The sequence below is a fragment of the Vibrio sp. 10N.247.310.17 genome, from assembly GCF_041466605.1.
GTDB classification, from domain to species: Bacteria; Pseudomonadota; Gammaproteobacteria; order Enterobacterales; family Vibrionaceae; genus Vibrio; species Vibrio tasmaniensis_A.
On record NZ_JBFSTC010000010.1, the window covers coordinates 66917 to 88039 of the forward strand.

Sequence of the window (21123 nt, forward strand, 5' to 3'; positions counted from 1 at the left end):
TAACCCAATGAGCGAAATTAGAACCCAAGTCCAATTTGTCGACATTGACGAAGATATGGCTGGTCAGCGTATTGATAACTTCTTACGCAACCAATTAAAAAACATCCCGAAAAGCATGATTTACCGAATCGTGCGTAAAGGCGAAGTCCGCGTTAACAAGAAACGTATCAAGGCTGAGTACAAACTAAAAGCTGGCGACTTAGTACGTATCCCTCCCGTTACTATTGAAGAGAAAACGGAAGAGAACGTACCGAGTACGAAACTCAATAAGGTTTCGGAATTGGAACAGTGCATCATCTATGAAGATGATCACATGCTGATTCTCAATAAACCATCAGGTACTGCGGTTCATGGTGGCAGCGGCTTGAAGTTTGGCGCGATTGAAGCATTACGTGCTCTTCGCCCTGATGCTCGTTTTCTTGAGTTAGTGCACCGTATTGATAGAGATACGTCTGGCATTTTGCTTGTTGCTAAGAAGCGCTCGGCGCTAAGACACCTTCAAGCACAGTTCCGTGAAAAAACGGTTCAAAAATACTATTTCGCTTTAGTGATGGGCGAATGGAAAAACAGCTGTAAAGTCGTCAACGCACCTTTGTTAAAAAATGAAGTGAATAGCATTGTTCGAGTGAACCCGAATGGTAAAGCTTCTGAAACCCGCTTTAAGGTTTTAGAGAAATTCCAAGAGGCGACGTTGATTCAAGCTAGCCCAATTACAGGCCGTACACACCAAATCCGTGTGCACGCTCAGTATACTGGTCATCCAATAGCTTGGGATGATCGTTACGGTGATCGTCGTTTCGATGCTTATACGGGCAAAGTAGGACTGAATCGTCTGTTCTTACATGCAGCCAACATCAAGTTTACCCACCCGGGTAGCGAAGAGAAGATGGATATCTCGGCGCCAATGGAAAGAAGGCTAGAGAAAGCCTTAACTGGTTTACGTAAGCTTTAAGAAGATACGAGATTTTTCGTGAATTGAGTATAATATGCATCAAATGGAAAAGGTTGACGAATATCGTCAACCTTTTTTATTTTCATATGTTGCAGAAGCTCCCCAACTCGCTCGTTCCTCGCTCTTGAGGATGACGACTTTTTAAGGTCACGTTCTATATCATTAGCGGATTAGATAAAATTCGCGTTCCGTCATTCCCTGGACTGACGAAGGAAGGAGTAGGGAATCTCCAACAGAGTGGTAAGTATCGCTTACAACACGTTCATTCCTTGTGCCTCAAGCATATCGACTAAATCGATCAGAGGTAAGCCGATCAGCGTGTTTGGGTCTTTACCTTCCATCTGTTTAAACAATGCAATACCTAACCCTTCGCACATAAAACTGCCCGCGCAGTAATAAGGCTGCTCTTTCTCAACATAAGAAATGATCTGTTGCTCAGTTAAATCGCGGAAATGCACAACAAAGGTGTCGAGACGCGTGTCAGCTTTACTGGTCTCGCTGTTCCATACCGTTATCCCAGTATAGAAAGTGATGCTCTTACCACTTTGACGAGACAACTGCTCAATCGCTTTCTCACGAGTATGAGGTTTGCCAATAATTTCTTCGTCAATCACACATACTTGATCGGAACCAATCACTAGGCTTGGTTGTTCGACAGCACAAGACTTGGCTTTGGTTTCAGCAAGACGCATTACCAATTGTTGAGGAGTCTCTTCTGGAAGTGGCGTTTCATCGCAGTCAGGCTTCGCTGTGACAAAGTCTAACTGTAGTTTTTTGAGGATCTCTTGCCTAAATGGAGATGTAGAAGCTAAAACTAGTTGGTAATTTCTCATTTTAATTTACAATTCGTGTAAGCATTTAGTTCAGGATAACGTAACTTAGCCTGCTATTCATAATGCTCTGAACAGGAAAGGTAGGAAAGTACATTTTTTTTGCCATTTCCTTTGACTAAACACGATTTGGAAGATAAGATTCGCGCCCTATGCAAAAGGAAAAAATACCGCGTACAGTTGATCCGGCAAGAACGGCTCAAAAACGACTCGATATGGATGGTATCATTCAAGTCAGTCTTTTAAAGCGTTTAACCGAAACAACTGAAGGCGTAAAACGTGACGCGCAAGTCTCAATGTCATTTGGGCTTGATGAACAACGATTAGTCGTTATCTCTGGTAAAGCTAACGTCGAAGTCGATTTAGAGTGTCAACGTTGTAATGAGGTTTTCGCACATGAGTGCGATGTCCAATTTACTTATACTCCTGTTTACAGCGAGAAAAGTGAAGAGGAAGCACCGGAAGAGTACGATTTGGTAGATCTAAACGAGTACGGTGAGTTAGACCTGATTCAATTAGTTGAAGACGAGTTCATCCTTGGATTGCCACAAATAGCAATGCACGACGATGCGAAATGTAGCGTTAACTCAAATAACTTGGTGTTTGGTGAACTTCCTGAAGAAATTGAGGAAGATAAAAAGCCGAATCCATTTGATGTTTTAAAAAACTTAAAGAAGTAACTTATTAGTAAGTATCTTTAAGAATTTACATAGGAGTAGGGTCAATGGCCGTACAAAAGAGCAAGAAATCACGTTCAATGCGTGGCATGCGTCGTTCACACGATGCGCTAACTACAGCTGCACTTTCTGTAGACGCAACTTCAGGTGAAACTCACCTACGTCACAACGTGACTGCCGAAGGTTTCTACCGCGGCAAAAAGGTTATCAACAAGTAAGGTTGACCTTTGCAAAATCTAACCGTTGCGCTTGATGCAATGGGCGGGGACTTCGGTCCTCGTGTTACAGTGCCTGCCGCCGTGCAGGCACTGTCGTATTTCCCAGAGCTAAAAGTCATTCTAATAGGTGATCGAAACGCGATCACATCTCAATTATCTTCATTAGGTCGAATGCCTGATTCTCGTTTGAGTATCCAGCATTGTGATCGAGTCATTTCCAATTCTGAAAAACCTTCACTGGCCCTACGCAACAGTCAGGGTAGCTCTATGCGTGCTGCTATCGATCTGGTTGCCGAGTCACAAGCTGATGCTTGTGTGAGTGGTGGCAACACCGGCGCACTGATGGCGTTATCTCGTTTCCGACTCAAACTCCTTCCTGGTATTGATAGGCCTGCATTGGTTTCAGCTTTGCCTACCGCTTCTGGCAACCGTACATGGATGCTTGATTTAGGAGCGAACGTTTCTAGTGACGCGGATTCACTGTTTCAGTTTGCCGTAATGGGCAGTGCATTAGCAGAACAACATTTAGGTCGCGTGCCTCGTGTCGCTATCTTGAATATCGGCGCTGAAGAAATCAAAGGCAATGACCTTGTAAAACGATGCGCTGAAATGTTGTCGAATACTCAGTCTGTGAACTTCATAGGCTATATTGAAGGTAATCAATTACTTCAAGATGCTGCTGATGTCGTCGTATGTGATGGTTTTGTGGGCAATGTCTGCTTAAAAACGTGTGAAGGTACGGCTCAGCTCTTTATTGATAAGCTAAAAACGCGCATGATGGCTTCAACAATAAAGGGTTGGATCGCCAGAATGTTGTTTTCTGAGCTATTTACTGAATTAAAAACCTTGAACCCCGACCAGTATAACGGCGCAAGTTTGTTAGGATTGCGCGGCATTGTCATTAAAAGCCATGGAAGTGCTGATGTGTCTGCAGTCGTCAACGCGATTGGTGAGGCAGTACACGAGGTCAAACGACAAGTCCCCAGTCGCATTAGCGATCGTTTGGAAGCGGTTTTACTCGAGAGGCATTATTAGTCTTCATGTATAGCAAAATTTTAGGTACTGGCAGCTACTTGCCATCTCAGGTGCGTACTAACGCAGACTTAGAGAAAATGGTAGAGACTAGCGATGAGTGGATCGTTGCTAGAACAGGTATTAAAGAGCGTCGTATTTCAGCGGAAAACGAAACTGTTGCGGATATGGCGTTTTACGCTGCTGAGAATGCCATTGAAATGGCAGGTATCGACAAAGAAGATATTGATTTAATCATCGTTGCGACAACCAGCAGTAGCCACACATTTCCGTCTTCGGCATGTCAGGTACAAGGCAAGCTTGGTATCAAAGGCTGCCCTGCGTTTGATTTGGCTGCGGCGTGTTCTGGTTTTGTCTACGCACTGTCTGTTGCTGATCAACACATCAAGACTGGCATGTGTAAGAACGTTTTGGTAATCGGTGCGGATGCACTGTCAAAAACCTGTGATCCGACTGACCGCTCTACTATCATCTTATTTGGTGATGCTGCAGGTGCGGTGGTTGTTGGCGCAAGCGAAGAGCCAGGTATTTTGTCTACTCACATTTACTCTGATGGTAAATATGGTGAGCTTCTAAGCCTAGAAGTTCCAGAGCGTGGCGGTGATGCGGACAAATGGTTGCACATGGCGGGCAACGAAGTATTTAAAGTGGCGGTAACTCAGCTTTCTAAGCTAGTGAAAGACACATTAGCGGCGAACAATATGGATAAGTCAGAGCTTGATTGGTTAGTTCCACATCAAGCGAACTACCGTATTATCTCGGCAACCGCTAAAAAGCTGACGATGTCGCTTGATCAAGTTGTGATTACTCTTGATAAGCACGGCAATACGTCGGCAGCTACCGTACCAACGGCCCTTGATGAGGCTGTTCGCGACGGGCGAATTAAACGTGGTCAAACGCTTCTACTTGAAGCGTTTGGTGGCGGCTTCACTTGGGGTTCTGCGTTAGTTAAATTCTAACCCCAAGCGATAATCAACAAACAAGGCACATAACTTATGTGCCTTATTCAATTTTTTGCTTTGCTTAAAGGAAAATTACTATGAGCAAATTTGCTATCGTATTCCCAGGCCAAGGCTCTCAAGCTATCGGTATGCTTGCTGACCTAGGCGAACAGTATGAGGTTGTTAAAAAGACATTTGCTGAAGCTTCAGAAGCACTTGGTTACGATCTATGGGCATTGGTTCAAGATGGTCCAGTAGAAAATCTAAATGAAACTTTCCGTACTCAACCGGCTCTACTAACAGCGTCTGTTGCAATCTGGCGTGTATGGCAAGAGCTTGGTCTAGAGCAACCTGCAAACCTAGCCGGCCACAGCCTAGGCGAATACTCTGCACTAGTGTGTGCGGGTGTTATCGACTTTAAAGAAGCGATCAAGCTGGTTGAGCTACGTGGTCAACTGATGCAAGAAGCGGTTCCTGCGGGCGTTGGTGCAATGTACGCAATCATCGGTCTAGATGATGAAGCGATTGCTAAAGCGTGTGAAGAAGCGGCACAAGACGAAGTTGTGTCTCCAGTTAACTTCAATTCACCTGGCCAAGTTGTTATCGCGGGTAACAAAGCAGCAGTAGAGCGCGCTGGTGCACTATGTAAAGAAGCAGGCGCTAAACGTGCACTTCCTTTACCAGTATCTGTGCCGTCTCACTGTGCCCTTATGAAGCCTGCAGCAGACAAGCTAGCGGTTGCTCTGAAAGCTCTAGAGTTCAACACGCCGGCACTGCCTGTTATCAATAACGTTGATGTTATTGCTGAAACAGACCCGGCAAAAATCAAAAGCGCACTTGTTCGCCAGCTGTACAGCCCAGTTCGTTGGACTGAAGGTGTACAAGCTATGAATGAGCAAGGCGTAGAGAAGCTACTAGAATTAGGCCCAGGTAAAGTTCTTACCGGTCTAACAAAACGAATCGTAAAAACTATGACAGCTGCTGCAGTTAATGACACTGCATCACTAGAAGCTGCTAAGTAAATAAACACTTAATAGAGAAGTTATGATGAATTTAGAAGGCAAAGTTGCACTAGTTACAGGCGCAAGCCGTGGTATCGGTCGTGCAATCGCTGAACTTTTAGTTGAGCGTGGTGCTAAAGTTATCGGTACTGCTACGTCTGAAGGCGGCGCTGCTGCAATCAGTGAGTACCTAGGTGAGAACGGTAAAGGTCTTGCTCTTAATGTAACGGATGTTGACTCAATTGCAGCTACACTGAAAACCATCAACGATGAATTCGGTGCGATTGACATTCTGGTTAACAACGCAGGTATCACTCGTGATAACCTACTTATGCGTATGAAAGACGATGAATGGAATGACATCATCGATACTAACCTAACGCCTATCTTCCGCATGTCTAAAGCTGTATTGCGTGGCATGATGAAGAAGCGTCAAGGACGTATCGTAAACGTTGGTTCTGTAGTCGGTACTATGGGTAACGCTGGTCAAGCTAACTACGCAGCTGCAAAAGCAGGCGTAATTGGTTTTACTAAATCAATGGCTCGTGAAGTTGCGTCTCGTGGTATTACAGTGAACACTGTAGCACCTGGTTTCATCGAAACTGACATGACTAAAGCGCTAAATGATGACCAACGTGCAGTAACTTTGGCGAATGTACCAGCAGGTCGACTAGGTGACCCTCGCGAAATCGCTGAAGCTGTGGTATTTTTGGCGTCACCTGCGGCAGCTTATATCACAGGTGAAACACTTCACGTCAATGGCGGTATGTACATGGTGTAAATTATGTGCAACATTTGTGCATGATTTAAGTCAAGATCATACGTAATTTCGGTTAAAATCGTGAAAATTGTGGTTTGACCAGAAAAGTTGACCTTGCAACTTTCAATAGATTGAATAAACTACGGAAAACATCGCATAAAGCGAACTCTGTAAAGGAAAAGAAAAAATGAGCAACCTCGAAGAACGCGTAAAGAAAATCATTGTTGAACAGCTAGGTGTAGACGAAGCTGAAGTTAAAAACGAAGCTTCTTTCGTTGATGACCTAGGTGCAGATTCTCTAGACACAGTTGAGCTAGTAATGGCTCTAGAAGAAGAATTCGACACTGAGATTCCAGATGACGAAGCTGAGAAAATTACTACTGTTCAAGCTGCTATCGATTACGTAACTAGCGCTCAGTAATAATCTCTCCCAGGCGGTCACCTCGACCGCCTGTGTTTTATCTAACTCATCTATCCTCATCTTAAATCACCTCAATCCCCGGAGTGTAATATCGTGTCCAAGCGTCGTGTAGTTGTCACTGGCATGGGTATGTTGTCGCCGGTAGGCAACACTGTAGAATCTTCTTGGAAAGCCCTGCTAGCTGGTCAAAGTGGTATCGTTAATATCGATCATTTTGACGCAACCAATTTCTCAACTCGTTTTGCAGGTCTAGTTAAAGACTTTAACTGCGAAGAGTATATGACTAAAAAAGATGCTCGTAAGATGGACTTGTTCATCCAGTACGGCGTCGCAGCAGGTATTCAAGCTTTAGATGATTCAGCCCTAACTATTACTGAAGAAAACGCTCCTCGTGTAGGCGTTGCTATCGGTTCTGGTATTGGTGGTCTTGGTTTGATCGAAGCCGGTCACAAGGCTCTAACTGAAAAAGGCCCTCGTAAAATCAGCCCGTTCTTCGTACCGTCGACGATCGTGAATATGATTGCGGGTCACATGTCTATCATGCGTGGCCTACGCGGTCCAAACATCGCGATCTCTACAGCATGTACGACTGGCCTACATAACATTGGCCACGCGGCTCGTATGATTGCATACGGCGATGCTGACGCAATGCTAGCGGGTGGTGCTGAAAAAGCATCGACACCACTAGGTATGGGCGGTTTTGGTGCGGCTAAAGCACTGTCTACTCGTAACGATGAGCCTCAAAAAGCTTCTCGTCCATGGGACAAAGGCCGTGACGGCTTCGTTCTTGGTGACGGTGCAGGCATGATGGTTCTTGAAGAGTATGAACATGCTAAAGCTCGTGGCGCTAAGATTTACTGTGAGCTAGTTGGCTTCGGTATGTCGGGTGACGCTTACCACATGACATCTCCAAGTGAAGATGGTTCTGGTGGCGCACTAGCAATGGAAGCGGCTATGCGTGATGCTGGCATTACTGGTGAACAAATCGGTTATGTTAACGCACACGGTACTTCGACTCCTGCAGGTGACGTAGCGGAAGTGAAGGGCATCAAGCGTGCTCTTGGCGAAGCAGGCAGCAAGCAAGTCTTGGTTTCTTCTACGAAATCAATGACTGGCCACCTTCTAGGTGCTGCAGGTTCTGCTGAAGCGATCATCACTGCGATGTCTCTAATTGATCAAATTGTTCCACCAACAATCAATTTAGATGATCCTGAAGAAGGCTTAGATATTGACTTAGTACCTCACACTGCGCGTAAAGTTAGCGGTATGGAATATGCTGCATGTAACTCATTCGGTTTCGGTGGTACTAACGGCTGTTTGATCTTCAAAAAGATTTAATCATCTTATATAAGAGTCAAACATCGTAGATAGTCATAATTAGAACTGTTTTTAAACGGCTCGATGCTTTAGCATTGAGCCGTTTCTTTTTATGGGGAAAAACATGTTTTGGGTTGATGGAGAAAGTCAGCAAACTGTCGATATCTTAGATCGCTCGTTTCAGTATGGAGACGGCTGTTTTACTACCATGCTTGTTCAAGATGGCCAGATTCAATATTTTCACGATCATCAGCGTCGTGTTGATGATTGTCTTAAAGCGTTACGCATTTCCGAACTTGATTGGAATACGGTTAACCTTTGGCTCGATAATGCACTTGAACATATCCAACACAATGCGCTTCCTGGTACAAAGAGCCTTAATGGTTCAACGAATCTTCAAGATAAAAACAAGCCTCATGATGAAAAAGCAGGGCTCAAGCTGCACGTTAGCCGTGGGGCTGGCGGTCGTGGCTACAGTGCCAAGAATATCGCCAAGCCAACGATAACCATCAGTACATTTGATTACCCAAATCATTATTCCGCGTGGCAAGATTCCGGTGTAGACCTCGGTATCTGCCAACAAGCACTGGGTTTGAGCCCATTATTGGCCGGTCATAAGCACAATAATCGCCTTGAGCAAATCTTGATGAAAGATGAAATGGATCAGGCCGGTGAAGTGGATGGCGTGGTTCTGGATATATCCGGTAACGTGATTGAAACCACCATGGCTAATCTGTTTTGGCGAAAAGGGCAGACGATTCACACTCCTCAACTGACGCAAAGTGGCGTTGCTGGGGTTATGCGTAAGCAAGTGTTAACCGCGCTGAATCAAGCTGAACTTTCCGTTACTATTAGTGACTACTGCTTATCTCAACTCATGCAAGCTGATGAGGTTTTCATGACCAACTCCATTTTAGGGGTTGCCCCAGTTACCCGTATTAGTGATACCCAATTCAACATTGGAACCGTTACTCGTAGCCTTCAAGGACAACTAAACTCGTGATCAAAAAGTTATTTATTTTTATTATCTTGTGCCTAATCGCAGCCGCGGCTGCTGGTTTTTATGTTTACAACCAAGCGCAAGATAACCTGAAACAAGTTATTCAATTAGAAAAACCACAAGTCGTGACTGTTGCTTCAGGTAGCAGCTTTAACCGCGTTCTAGCCCAGTTGATTAACGAGGGGCTTTTCGAGGCTTCTCCTTATGAGAAATTAATCCGTAAGTTACATCCTGAGCTTGTAGACGTAAAAGCGGGTACATTCCTGCTTGAACCGGGTTTAACCTTAGAGCAGGCGCTACAAGTGCTTGTAGAAGGGAAGGAGCACCAATTTACCATTACCTTTGTAGAAGGCAGTCGTTTTGACGAGTGGCTTGTTCAGCTAAAAGACAACGAATTCATTCAGCAGACGTTGAATGATGTCTCTGAAAAAGAGATCGCACAAAAGCTTGGTATTGAAAATGAAAAGCTAGAAGGCCTTTTCTTAGCGGAAACATACCACTACACCTATGGCACAACGGATTTAGATTTGTTGAAACGTGCCCACCGAGATCTAATGAACGTGGTCAATGATGAGTGGGAAAATAGAGCCGATAAACTGCCTCTTAAATCGCCTTATGAAGCTTTAATTCTTGCGTCTATCATCGAGAAAGAGACTGCTGTCGCTTCTGAGCGTGAGCGTGTGTCTTCTGTATTCGTTAACCGCTTGAACAAGCGTATGCGTTTGCAAACTGACCCAACGGTTATCTACGGCATGGGCGATAGCTACAAAGGCAATATTCGTAAGAAAGATCTACGCACACCAACGCCGTACAACACCTATACAATGAGCGGTTTACCGCCAACACCGATCGCGATGGCGGGTAAAGCGTCTATCAACGCGGCTCTGAATCCAGAGAAGAGCAACTACCTTTATTTTGTTGCGAGTGGAACCGGCGGTCACGTATTTTCAAAGAGTTTGACTGAGCATAACCGTGCAGTACGAGCTTACTTAAAGCAATTAAGAAAAAACAAATAAAGAAAGAATTATGAATCAGTCGAAATTTATCGTGGTTGAAGGCCTTGAAGGTGCTGGCAAAAGTACAGCAATCAATGCCATCGTTGAGACATTGAAAACAGCTGGTGTCGCTGACATCGTTAATACTCGTGAACCCGGTGGTACCGTGCTTGCCGAGAAGATGCGCTCGTTGGTCAAAGAAGAACACGAGGGCGAGAAGCTGCAAGACATGACTGAGTTGCTGCTGATGTACGCAGCGCGTGTTCAATTAGTAGAAAACGTCATCAAGCCTGCACTAGACAGTGGTAAATGGGTGTTGGGTGATCGCCATGATATGTCTTCTCAAGCATACCAAGGTGGTGGTCGTCAGATCGCTCGTAGCACTATGGAATCACTGAAAGCAACCACGCTAGGCGGCTTTAAGCCAGATTTAACACTATATTTGGACCTAGACCCTAGAGTAGGACTAGAGCGTGCCAGAGGCCGTGGTGAGCTTGATAGAATTGAAAAAATGGACATCTCATTTTTCGATCGCACGCGTGAACGTTACCTTGAGATTGCAGAACAAGACGAAACGGTTCTTGTGGTTAATGCACAGCAAGAGATTGAGCAAGTGGCTGCTGATATTAAAGTTGCGCTAGGTGCTTGGCTCGATAAACAGTAGGTAGTCATGGCTGAAGTTTATTCTTGGCTCACACCTGTATGGAGTGAGTGGAAAAAAAGTCTCGATGCAGAACGTTTTCCTAACTCTGTGATCGTTAATGCGCCTGACGGGCTTGGTGTGGAAGCGCTGGTTAGTCAGCTCACGTCGGCACTGATGTGTGTTAACTACGAAAGTGAAGCGTGCGGCTTTTGTCACAGCTGTGAATTAATGAAGTCGGGGAGTCACCCTGATTTCCATGTGATCGAACCTGAGAAAGAAGGTAAATCGATTACCGTTGACCAAGTGCGTGCGAGTAACCGCTGGGCTCAACAATCGTCACAGTTGGGTGGCTTGCGTGTCATTTTGCTGAGTCCAGCTGAAGCGATGAATGAATCGGCGTCTAATGCGCTGTTGAAAACACTGGAAGAACCTGCGAGTAATTGTATTTTCATCCTTTCAACGCGCAACAGTAATCGCTTAATGCCAACTATTCTTAGCCGTTGCCAGCAATTTAATGTGGTGTGTCCACAATTGGATGCAGGATCGGCATGGTTAAATGGAGAAGTTGGTAAAACGGTTCCTCAGTACATACTGACATTGAACGACAACGCCCCCCTGAAAGCGAAAGCAATGTTTGATCAAGGTGGCGTCGAAGCTTCAACAAAAGCGCTCGATGGCTTTGTGAATGTGATAAAAGGCACTCAACCCGACATGCTGAAGTTCTCTACAGAGCTTAGCAAAGACCCTTTGATTCAACTTAGCTGGCTTTGGCATTTATTGTCAGATGTACAAAAGCTGCATTTTGGTTTAGCTAATCAGGCTATCATTCCGAGTGCGAAAGCACTGTATGAGGTGATGTCTTATCAAAGTGCTTATGCAGCGTCGAATAAACTGCTGATATTGATTGAGCAGTTAAAGCAACACCCTGGGCTCAATACGGAGCTACTCATAATGAATTGGCTGATAGCCACTTGCGAGGAAACATGTTCGTAGATTCCCATTGTCATTTAGACAAACTGGATTATCAAGATTTACACACCAGCGTAGAAGACGTGGTTAATAAGGCGAAAGCAGCCAACGTTGACCAACTGCTTTCTGTCGGTGTGACGCTGGATTCGTTTGAAAATATGATCGAGATGATCTCGCCGTTTGATAATGTTAAGGCTTCGTGTGGCGTTCACCCTCTCGACGTAGAGAGCGACTTCTGTTTAGAAAGAATGCGTGAGTACGCGAGCAACCCTAAAGTGGTGGCGATTGGTGAAACTGGCCTAGATTATCATTACCAACCAGAGACTGCAGAGCTACAACAGCTCAGGTTCAAGCAGCACGTTGAGTTGGCTGTTGAGCTTAATAAACCTTTGATCATCCACACGCGTAACGCGCGTGAAGATACGTTAGCTATTTTACGCGATGGCGGAGCAGAGAAGTGTGGTGGTGTGATTCACTGCTTTACTGAAGATCAAGCGTTCGCTGAAGCGGCAATGGAACTAGGTTTCTATATCTCGATCTCAGGTATTGTGACCTTTAAACAAGCCACTGAACTTAAAGACGTTGTGAAAAACCTACCTCTAGATAGGTTGCTGATCGAAACGGATTCGCCATATTTGGCGCCAATTCCATATCGTGGTAAAGAGAATCAGCCTGCATATGTAGTCGAAGTTGCGGCTTATATCGCCCAGTTAAAAGGGGTATCAATGAAAGAGGTTGCTGAACAAACGACCAAAAATTACCAAAAACTTTTTTTGCGATAGAAATCTAACTAAACAAACAAAAGGGAGCGAAAGCTCCCTTTTTGTGTTTTTGATCACCAAAAATGCGTTTTTTTTTAATGTTTACGGAATATGTTGAACTTGAGAGCGTGAATTACAACATTTGTAATTTTGTTACTAAAAATAACATTACCCTCTATTTTATTTACTCAGTAAAATAATAGAAGGGTATTATAATTCATTTACTTTTCAGTTAGTTATAGGCTTGTAAAGCATTGCATTTCTATATTTGACATGTGATCCAAGACGTGTTTTGAAACTAAATTTCGTAAGTGACTAGAAAGTTAGTTCCCCATCAATATATATTTAGCGGCAGAAAATATAATGCAATACATGGTTACATTTTCACTGGGTGCTAACATATAGGCTACGGGGGTGTGCCGTTAGGACCCATATAATTATTTTATCTTTATCAGGAGCATAAACATGTTTAAGAACCTTTTTGCTAGCCTGCAGAAAGTTGGTAAGTCTCTGATGCTACCAGTATCAGTTTTACCAGTTGCGGGTATTTTGCTAGGTGTCGGTGCAGCAGACCTTCCTTTCATTCCAGAAATTGTTTCAAACTTAATGGAACAAGCGGGTGGTTCAGTATTCGGTCAAATGGCACTACTGTTCGCAGTAGGCGTAGCACTTGGCTTTACTAATAACGACGGTGTAGCTGGTCTAGCTGCTATCGTTGGTTACGGCATCATGACTGCTACACTAGGCGTAATGGCTGGTGTAATGGGCGTTGATAAAATCGACACTGGTGTACTAGGTGGTATCCTAGTCGGTGGTGTTGCTGCTTGGGCATTCAACCGTTTCTTCCGTATTCAACTACCAGAGTACCTTGGCTTCTTCGCTGGTAAGCGTGCTGTGCCAATCATCACAGGTTTCTCTGCGATTGGTCTAGCAATCCTACTATCTGTAGTATGGCCACCAGTTGGCGGCGCTATCTCTGCGTTCTCTGATTGGGCTGCTCACCAAAACCCACAAGTGGCGTTTGGTATCTACGGTATCGTTGAGCGTTCTCTGATTCCATTTGGTCTTCACCACGTTTGGAACGTACCTTTCTTCTTCGAAGCTGGTACTTGTGTAAACGCTGCTGGCGAAACTCAAAACGGTGTTCTTACTTGTTACCTAGTTGCTGATGACGCATCTCGTGCTGCGGGCAATGGCTTCGGTCAGCTAGCTGGTGGTTACATGTTCAAGATGTTCGGTCTACCTGCTGCTGCAATCGCGATTGCACATTCAGCTAAACCTGAAAACCGCGCTAAAGTAATGGGCATCATGGCTTCTGCTGCGTTGACTTCATTCCTAACGGGTATCACTGAACCAATCGAATTCTCATTCCTATTCGTTGCTCCTGTACTGTACGCAATCCACGCTCTATTAGCTGGTTCTGCATACGTTCTTGCGAACACTCTAGGTTTTGTACACGGTACATCTTTCTCACACGGTCTAATCGACTTCCTAGTTCTATCTGGCAATGCGTCTAAGATGGGTCTAATGGTTGTATGTGGTGTTGCTTACGCTGCAATTTACTACATCGTATTCCGCACTGTGATTAAAGCACTTGACCTTAAAACTCCGGGCCGTGAAGACGAATCTGAAGAAGAAGTAGTTGCTACAGGTTCTGAACTTGCTGGTGAGCTAGTTGCTGCATTCGGTGGTAAAGCGAACATCACTGGTCTTGACGCTTGTATTACTCGTCTACGTGTTGCAGTAGCTGATACTGCTCTTGTTGACCAAGACAAACTGAAGAAACTAGGCGCTGCAGGTGTTGTTGTAGTTGCTGGTGGCGTACAAGCTATCTTCGGTACTAAGTCTGACAACCTTAAGACAGACATGGATGAGTGGATCCGTAACAACGGTTAATTCGCTGATTCAATAAATTGAAAGGAGGCCTTACGGCCTCCTTTTTTGTTTTCTGCAATATGCAAAATATCCTCACGTTTAATACCAATCGTAGTAAATAACTGGTCATCCTAGCTTGTTAAAAACCTCGATAACTTCGTTAGAATTTTTGATTGTAGAATAGCTACTTATCAAAAAATTATGCCTTGTTCTCAAGATTTTTTCCTGCGCTATTCCTGAACACTTACTTACTGTGATTGGTATAAGCTCTTCTTACTCAACTAGTTCTACTCAACTCTATGTGTTGAAGGCCGATACCGAACCTTGAGCGCCAGTTCGCTTTTACCTAGCGATGACACCTCTCTTTGTGAACCCAGTACACTACCATTTTTAAAAACAGTCTGAGAATATTATGAAACATCGTTATTTGGTCGGCCTTATGTGCTGCAGCGGAGCCGCGTTTGTGCATGCTTCTGAAGCACCAGATTTGGAAGTTGGATTAGCCATTGACCAAGACCTGAGTGTCGTTGTCGAATTTGATCAGAAATACCGTGCCACGATTGGCAACGACGGTGCTGCATTTGACTATATTTTGAAGCGTGGTCAGTTTGAGACTGAAGCTCCGTTGAGTTGGTATGTCGGTGCAGGTGCTTGGGCTGAGTGGAATGATGATTTTGGCTTACGTTTGCCTTTAGGTGTTAAAGTGAATTTCTACGAAGGTTGGAATGCGTACGCTCAAGTTCACCCAGAGCTCGACATGTATAAAGGTGTTGAATTACAAGTGGGTGGTGCACTGGGTATCACCTATAAGTTCTAGGTGATGAGACAAAAAAATGCCAGCTTAGTAGCTGGCATTTTTGAATGGTTTAAATAAGGTTATTTCTGTTTGTCCATTGCACGCTTTATGCAAATTGCAGCACCACCCCAAGTGATACCAAGACCAAGAACCATCATAATAATCGCACTCGTTGTCATGATTATGCTTCCTTCTTACTTGTCATATTTATGATAATGCCAATCGCTAGTAATCCTGCGATCATTGCCCAACCAAGAGTCAGGTCGTAGCCACCGTAACCGTCTGTAAACAATGCGCTTAGTTTTGTTGCAAGAATGATTGCAAGCATAACTGGAGTGACGAAGCGTAAACATACGTTAAACCATACGCCAATAGAGAAATCTGAAATCTCATTGACGTACGTACGTACATCGCTAACTTTGTTTAGTAGCCATGCCATTAGAAGGATTTCAATGAATCCGCCTACCATGATGCCGACGTTGTTAGCGAAGTGATCGACTAGGTCTAGTAGAAGTAGGCCGCCGTTAGTTGCAAATGCCATAGACACCACAACACCAACGCCAATAACAATACTTGCTGCTTTTTTACGGCTCCAGTTCAGCTTGTCCATAATTGCAGATGTTACTGCTTCCATAATTGAGATATGAGAGCTTAAACCAGCCACAACAAGTGCAAAGAAGAATAGTGGACCCAGAATATACGGTGCTGGAAGTAAATTAATCGCAGCAGGTAGCGTAACAAACGCAAGGCCAACGCCTGCGGATACTACTTCAGTTAATGGTTTACCTTGTTCTTGAGCCATGTAGCCAAGAACAGAGAAAATCATAATACCCGCAAGAATTGAGAAACCACAGTTGATAAGAACCGTCATGAACGCGTTGTTCGTGATATCTGATTTTTCAGGCAGGTAGCTTGAGTAAGCCAGCATGATCGCAAAACCGATACTTAGCGTGAAGAAGATTTGTCCATAAGCAGCAGCCCATACTTTTACGTCCCAGATCTTGCTGAAATCAGGTTCGAACATGTAGTTCACACCATCTAGAGCACCAGGAAGGAAAACCATGCGTCCGATAAGCAAAATCACCATTATGAACAACACTGGCATCATTACTTTAGAAGCACGTTCGATACCAGCTTTAACACCACCCACGATAGCTGCATAAGTGATTGCCCAAGCGAGTAACATTGCGCCAGCGATGCCCCATTGGATGCTACCTAGGTTCGTCGGTGAGTTATCACCTAGAGCTAGATATTCACTGAAGAAGAATGCGTTAGTGTCTGTTCCCCAGCTTTGATTGAATGACATACCGAAGTATGAAATTGCCCAACCGATAACGGCAACATAGTAGACCGCGATTACAGCCGCTACACCCACTTGGAACCAGCCAAGCCACTCAAATTTTGAGTTGATGCGCGCTAAGGTTGCAGGTGCAGAGCCACGATATTTTTGACCCATACTGAACTCTAGGATCATAAATGGGATACCAGCCGTAAGCATGGCAAATAGATATGGAATGAAAAAAGCACCGCCGCCATTTTCATAAGCCATATATGGAAAACGCCAAATGTTTCCTAAACCAATAGCAGATCCTACTGCGGCAAGGATAAATCCTGCTCGGGATCCCCACTGTTCTCGCTTCATATTTAACTCCTTTACAACTTCCCTGAGGTATGAAGCTTCTCGTCACGCTGTGCTTGGTAAGGAGATGATAGTTAAAACAGGCAAACGGTTTGACTGTTTACTTTATCTTCCGTGATTAAGCAAAAGTTTAGATTATTATGTTGTTAGCGATTGGAGAACTCAGCGGATAATTCTTAATTGTTTGATGTGTGTTTGCATAACCTGAAATATTCAGCTGATGCGTGCTAATGAGCCTACCTAGTTAGAATGGTTAAAGCAATAGATTAGGTATGTTTAATAACTGTGGTCTTATGGTCTTTAAGATGTTAAATGATGGTTATTTTAGAGGTATGAATTGGTTTGGGGTTTTCTGATTGGTTTATGTGTCTAATTTTTTCTGTTTTATTAGGTTATATGACTTTATTTAAAAGTAGAGCGTATGACTGAAATTCATACACTCTATAGTTGAACTGACCAACTATTCGGAGGTTCTATTGGTATGAGATGGTCATCGATACTTAGAAAGTAAAACTCAGTCCGACATTGGCTTGGAATTGGTTCATCCAGTCGGTATCAAAGCGGATGATGCACTCTTGCCCGTTACTTGGGATGTTACAAACACCGGAGGTGTCGTTATCGACAACGGTACCTAACCAACGTAGTTGTGTGTTTAACGCTAATCGGTCACTAAATTTGTACTCTAAACCACCAAAGATAGAGGTTGAGAACCCATACTTATCTTTTGCCCAGTCTACATCGACGTAAGAAGCACCAAGGCCTAATCCCAAATAACCAGACAACACAGAAGAAGCTGGGTAGTAAATGCTACTTTGAAAGTGCAGGTATTGGATGGAGGAGCTTAGGTTGAGTGTTTCTAATTCAGAGCTTTGATTAGAATAGAAAAAGCCGATGCGTCCTTTTTCAAATGGCGTTTCAATCGAAAAGGTGTAGTTTTCAGACCCTTTCATATCATAGGTTTTACCGTCTTGGTCTTCGACACTGCCACCGCCTGTATAGCCCACCATCGGAGTAATGATGATCTCCGGCGAGGCATATACGCTCGAAACGGAGAGAAGCGTAATCAGTGCCATTATATTTGCTTTGTTATTCATGAGTATATCCTTATCCATACACTTACTAATTGTGATGGTTACATCAATATTGTGCGACTAATTTCGACGATTCTTGAAGATACTTCACACACCTGATAGTACTTAAATAGAGACTCGACAAATTAATAATAAGACAGAGGTGTCTATGGACCATAATCTGAAAAATGCCCTACAAATAACGGTTGTCATCTACGCAATCATTCTCTCATTTGGCTTTATTGCAATTGGTAGTTAATACCATTTATTGCGAGGCTGGGTTTTTATACTCAGGGAATAATGAATAGTGGGATTATAACCAATATTGATGCAGCAATAGACTTAGATTATTACGCTAAGTTTATTGCTGGAAAAACAGCACTGGTCGCCCAAGGTGGTGGACAGAGAAGTATTTTTACTTCTGGAGTGCTGGATGCCTTTCTTCTTTCTAATTTTGACCCCTTCGACGAGTTTTTTGGTACCTCTGCAGGTGCTCTTAATTTGTGTGCTTATCTGTGCCGCGATAAAGGCCTTGGCCGTTCTTTCCTTCTCGATCTCACAACATCACCTGAATTCTTCAATCTCTTTTCTTATATACGACACAGAAAGAACCTTGGATTAGAGTGGGCCTTAGAACAAATCATGGCTTACCCATACAAGCTTGATTTGGATTTAGGACGACAAACGCTAGGCGATCGCCATTTCTATGCAGCCGTCACGGATTCTAAAGACTTACGAGATCACTACTTTCCAGTATTGGGTGAAGATTGGTACAAAGTGATGATTGCAACCTGTGCGATTCCTCGCTTATACAATGATGAAATCTTTATTGGCGACAATGCTTATGTGGATGGTGGTGTATCAGCTTGCATCCCAGTTCAAGAAGCGTGGCGTAGACAAGCCCGTTCCATTGTTGTGATCCGAACTGAGCCTACGCTAGAGGAAGAGGTCGAGGTTCAAGCTAACAGTACGAGATTAAAAACACCCAAACCGATATCAGCCGAAGAACTGGAATGGTTCCGCGAATCTTTTGACAGTGTTCAAGGTCATTGGCAACAAAAAGTGGAGCAGTGGAAAACCGATTGGAGCTCGTTCTTTCAACAACAAATTCTCAGCTCAAAAGAACAGAAGCGCGACAGATCACATTTGGATTTGTTGAATGGTGGTCGATGGTTATTCGGGGCGGATGACATCTATAGATTAAGTCATTTAATTGGTGATAAGTTTGATTCCGGCTTAGCAGATATGCTGATGGTGCATTACCAAACTTACTCATTGACTCAGGATTTTTTGAACTCCCCACCAGACGATGCTTTTGTCGTGCAAATTGCCCCGAGTAAGCCGCTGAAATCCAATTCATTAATGAGTAATAAAGAAGATTTACTGCACGATTATGAATTGGGTTTAGAAGCCGGTTACCGATTTGTTGAAACTTATACCTCAACGGAAAATGCTCGAAGCTCACACATGCAATATTTGGCAACCATTGCTGCTGAGAAGTAATGCTTGAGGTTGATTAATAATATTTGAAGTTGATGAGTTAGCATGCTGTGAGCTGATCGTGCTGTTTAAGCTGATCGTTAGTGAGTCGTGTTCTGAAATGAAAAAAGGTTATTGAACTTGGTTCGATAACCCTTTTTTTGTCTTGAGATTAGGCAAATCGTTTCGCCTTACGGTCAAACATTAGGTGACAGGTAAGATTCTCATACAGTTGGTTGATCCTGCCACATCCATAATGTCGCCCTGAGTGACGATAACGAGATCGCCAAACTTAAGATGCTCTTGCTCTTTTAGGCAGGTGAGCGTAGATAGGGCAATGTCAAAACTGTCTTTGGCTTCTGTCTCGAAGTAGATAGGTGTTACACCTCGGTACAAGGTGCAGCGATTAAGTGTTCCTTCGTTACGAGATAGTGCGTAGATAGGCATGTCAGCACTTAGGCGAGACATCATCAGTGCAGTTCGGCCTGATTCTGTGAGAGTGACTACGCCTTTAATGCCTTCCATATGGTTTGCCGAGTAGATAGTCGCCATCGAAACGGTTTCTTCGGCGGTTACAAAGGTGCGGTCAATTCGGTAATTGGATTGGTTGTTAATCCCCGCCATTTTCTCAGCACCAATACACACTTCAGCCATCGATTTTACGGTTTCGACCGGGTAATCACCTGCAGCTGTTTCACCTGAAAGCATGACCGCATCTGTTCCATCAAGTACCGCATTGGCAACGTCCATGACTTCGGCACGGGTTGGCATTGGCGCTGAAATCATCGATTCCATCATTTGGGTTGCGGTGATCACCGTTCGGTTAAGCGCTCTAGCACGACGTATAAGCTGTTTTTGTACTCCGACCAATTCAGGATCGCCAATTTCGACTCCGAGGTCACCACGAGCCACCATGACCACATCTGAGGCCATTATGATGTCATCCATGTTCTCAACAGTGGCTACCGTCTCTGCTCGCTCTACTTTTGCTACAAGGTGAGCTTCTAAACCTGCTTCACGTGCGAGCTGACGAGCGTAGTGCATGTCTTCGCCGTTGCGTGGGAAAGACACCGCGAGGTAATCCACTTTGATTTGTGCGGCGGTGACGATGTCGCGCTTGTCTTTTTCTGTCAGCGCTTCTGCGGACAGGCCGCCGCCTTTCTTGTTTATGCCTTTATTATTCGAGAGAGGGCCGCCAATGATGACTTCGGTATGAACGCGACAACCTTCCACTTCGGTTACTTTTAGCTGTACACGACCATCGTCTAGCAGCAGGATGTCGTTAGCTGAAACGTCGTTAGGTAATTCTTTATAATCAAGGCCGACCGCTTGTTGGTTGCCTTCGCCTAAACCAAGGCTACTGTCGAGAGTGAATTGGTCACCAACGGCAAGTTGGATTTTGCCATCTTTGAATGTTGACACTCGAATCTTGGGACCTTGTAAGTCACCGAGAATAGCGATCTGAGTACCAAGTTTTTTGGCTATTGCTCGGACATTTTCTGCACGTTGTATATGGTCGTCGCTAGTGCCGTGAGAGAAGTTCATACGGACGACATTGGCACCGGCCTTGATGATCTCTTCAAGCACGTTACCTTTATCAGTAGAAGGGCCTAGCGTTGTGACGATTTTCGTTTTTCTTAATTCGGCTGTCATGAATACTCCTAGAGTGAGGCCAAGTAATCTTTTAAAAGACTAGGGCGTGTTGATCTTTCGAGCTGATTTTTGCAGCGAGTTGCTGGGTATTTAT

General features: G+C 44.2%; 23 protein-coding genes. 18 read left to right on the forward strand and 5 right to left on the reverse strand.

Annotated features, from left to right (window positions below; genetic code table 11):
- The first annotated feature begins 7 nt into the window (after positions 1–7).
- Positions 8–952, forward strand: coding sequence for a 23S rRNA pseudouridine(955/2504/2580) synthase RluC (gene rluC, locus AB6D80_RS05355; protein ID WP_017099038.1), 945 nt, complete (start codon positions 8–10; stop codon positions 950–952).
- Positions 953–1203: 251 nt separating this feature from the next.
- On the opposite strand, the gene AB6D80_RS05360 is transcribed toward rluC, so the two are convergent.
- Positions 1204–1785: a nucleoside triphosphate pyrophosphatase gene (locus AB6D80_RS05360; protein WP_009848611.1), complete on the reverse strand. Its 582-nt coding sequence runs from the start codon at positions 1783–1785 to the stop codon at positions 1204–1206.
- 149 nt (positions 1786–1934) lie between these two features.
- Between AB6D80_RS05360 and yceD the strand changes: the two genes are divergently transcribed.
- The 15 genes from yceD (at position 1935) to AB6D80_RS05435 (ending at position 15209) form a co-directional block, all read left to right on the forward strand.
- On the forward strand, positions 1935–2462 hold the full coding sequence (gene yceD, locus AB6D80_RS05365) for a 23S rRNA accumulation protein YceD (protein ID WP_004733994.1): 528 nt from the start codon (positions 1935–1937) through the stop codon (positions 2460–2462).
- Between the two features lie 44 nt (positions 2463–2506).
- Positions 2507–2677 (forward strand): 50S ribosomal protein L32, encoded by a 171-nt coding sequence (rpmF, locus tag AB6D80_RS05370; protein WP_004737376.1) that lies wholly within the window; start codon positions 2507–2509, stop codon positions 2675–2677.
- 9 nt (positions 2678–2686) lie between these two features.
- The gene (plsX, locus tag AB6D80_RS05375) at positions 2687–3712 is read left to right on the forward strand and encodes a phosphate acyltransferase PlsX (protein ID WP_012603565.1); all 1026 of its coding nucleotides are present in this window, start codon (positions 2687–2689) and stop codon (positions 3710–3712) included.
- Between the two features lie 5 nt (positions 3713–3717).
- On the forward strand, positions 3718–4668 hold the full coding sequence (locus AB6D80_RS05380; RefSeq protein ID WP_010437276.1) for a beta-ketoacyl-ACP synthase III: 951 nt from the start codon (positions 3718–3720) through the stop codon (positions 4666–4668).
- 80 nt (positions 4669–4748) lie between these two features.
- The gene (fabD, locus tag AB6D80_RS05385) at positions 4749–5672 is read left to right on the forward strand and encodes an ACP S-malonyltransferase (protein WP_372187926.1); all 924 of its coding nucleotides are present in this window, start codon (positions 4749–4751) and stop codon (positions 5670–5672) included.
- 25 nt (positions 5673–5697) lie between these two features.
- Entirely contained in the window at positions 5698–6432 is a 735-nt protein-coding gene (fabG, locus tag AB6D80_RS05390) for a 3-oxoacyl-ACP reductase FabG (RefSeq protein WP_029222897.1), read from the forward strand.
- A 166-nt stretch (positions 6433–6598) separates the two neighbouring features.
- A complete protein-coding gene (gene acpP, locus AB6D80_RS05395) occupies positions 6599–6832 on the forward strand; it encodes an acyl carrier protein (RefSeq protein ID WP_012603569.1) in 234 nt (77 codons plus the stop codon).
- 93 nt (positions 6833–6925) lie between these two features.
- On the forward strand, positions 6926–8170 hold the full coding sequence (gene fabF, locus AB6D80_RS05400; protein ID WP_004736554.1) for a beta-ketoacyl-ACP synthase II: 1245 nt from the start codon (positions 6926–6928) through the stop codon (positions 8168–8170).
- Positions 8171–8273: 103 nt separating this feature from the next.
- On the forward strand, positions 8274–9152 hold the full coding sequence (gene pabC, locus AB6D80_RS05405; RefSeq protein WP_017102822.1) for an aminodeoxychorismate lyase: 879 nt from the start codon (positions 8274–8276) through the stop codon (positions 9150–9152).
- Positions 9149–10165, forward strand: a complete 1017-nt coding sequence (gene mltG / locus AB6D80_RS05410; RefSeq protein WP_012603571.1) for an endolytic transglycosylase MltG — start codon at positions 9149–9151, stop codon at positions 10163–10165. The genes pabC and mltG overlap by 4 nt, the downstream gene beginning before the upstream one ends.
- Positions 10166–10175: 10 nt before the next feature.
- On the forward strand, positions 10176–10808 hold the full coding sequence (gene tmk / locus AB6D80_RS05415; RefSeq protein WP_017102821.1) for a dTMP kinase: 633 nt from the start codon (positions 10176–10178) through the stop codon (positions 10806–10808).
- Positions 10809–10814: 6 nt separating this feature from the next.
- Complete coding sequence (locus tag AB6D80_RS05420; protein ID WP_017102820.1) at positions 10815–11780, forward strand: DNA polymerase III subunit delta'; 966 nt, start codon at positions 10815–10817, stop codon at positions 11778–11780.
- Positions 11771–12538, forward strand: a complete 768-nt coding sequence (locus AB6D80_RS05425) for a TatD family hydrolase (protein ID WP_017102819.1) — start codon at positions 11771–11773, stop codon at positions 12536–12538. Before AB6D80_RS05420 ends, AB6D80_RS05425 begins: the two co-directional genes overlap by 10 nt.
- Positions 12539–12982: 444 nt before the next feature.
- Positions 12983–14413, forward strand: coding sequence for a PTS glucose transporter subunit IIBC (ptsG, locus tag AB6D80_RS05430; RefSeq protein ID WP_009848984.1), 1431 nt, complete (start codon positions 12983–12985; stop codon positions 14411–14413).
- Positions 14414–14804: 391 nt separating this feature from the next.
- Positions 14805–15209 carry a hypothetical protein gene (locus tag AB6D80_RS05435; RefSeq protein ID WP_017100270.1) on the forward strand — a complete coding sequence of 135 codons (405 nt, stop codon included), beginning with the start codon at positions 14805–14807 and terminating at the stop codon, positions 15207–15209.
- 59 nt (positions 15210–15268) lie between these two features.
- Here AB6D80_RS05435 and AB6D80_RS05440 read toward each other — a convergent pair whose 3' ends face one another.
- The 3 genes from AB6D80_RS05440 to AB6D80_RS05450 form a co-directional block, all read right to left on the reverse strand.
- Positions 15269–15367: a methionine/alanine import family NSS transporter small subunit gene (locus AB6D80_RS05440; protein WP_009848986.1), complete on the reverse strand. Its 99-nt coding sequence runs from the start codon at positions 15365–15367 to the stop codon at positions 15269–15271.
- Positions 15368–15369: 2 nt separating this feature from the next.
- Positions 15370–16830 carry a sodium-dependent transporter gene (locus AB6D80_RS05445; RefSeq protein WP_017102818.1) on the reverse strand — a complete coding sequence of 487 codons (1461 nt, stop codon included), beginning with the start codon at positions 16828–16830 and terminating at the stop codon, positions 15370–15372.
- A 497-nt stretch (positions 16831–17327) separates the two neighbouring features.
- Entirely contained in the window at positions 17328–17921 is a 594-nt protein-coding gene (locus tag AB6D80_RS05450) for a hypothetical protein (protein ID WP_009848988.1), read from the reverse strand.
- A gap of 145 nt (positions 17922–18066) precedes the next feature.
- Here AB6D80_RS05450 and AB6D80_RS05455 point away from each other — a divergent pair, with 145 nt between their 5' ends.
- On the forward strand, positions 18067–18156 hold the full coding sequence (locus AB6D80_RS05455; protein WP_102248935.1) for a YnhF family membrane protein: 90 nt from the start codon (positions 18067–18069) through the stop codon (positions 18154–18156).
- A gap of 41 nt (positions 18157–18197) precedes the next feature.
- Complete coding sequence (locus tag AB6D80_RS05460; protein WP_372187928.1) at positions 18198–19400, forward strand: patatin family protein; 1203 nt, start codon at positions 18198–18200, stop codon at positions 19398–19400.
- Between the two features lie 180 nt (positions 19401–19580).
- Here AB6D80_RS05460 and pyk read toward each other — a convergent pair whose 3' ends face one another.
- Positions 19581–21029 (reverse strand): pyruvate kinase, encoded by a 1449-nt coding sequence (gene pyk / locus AB6D80_RS05465; protein WP_012603578.1) that lies wholly within the window; start codon positions 21027–21029, stop codon positions 19581–19583.
- Positions 21030–21123 lie beyond the last annotated feature (94 nt).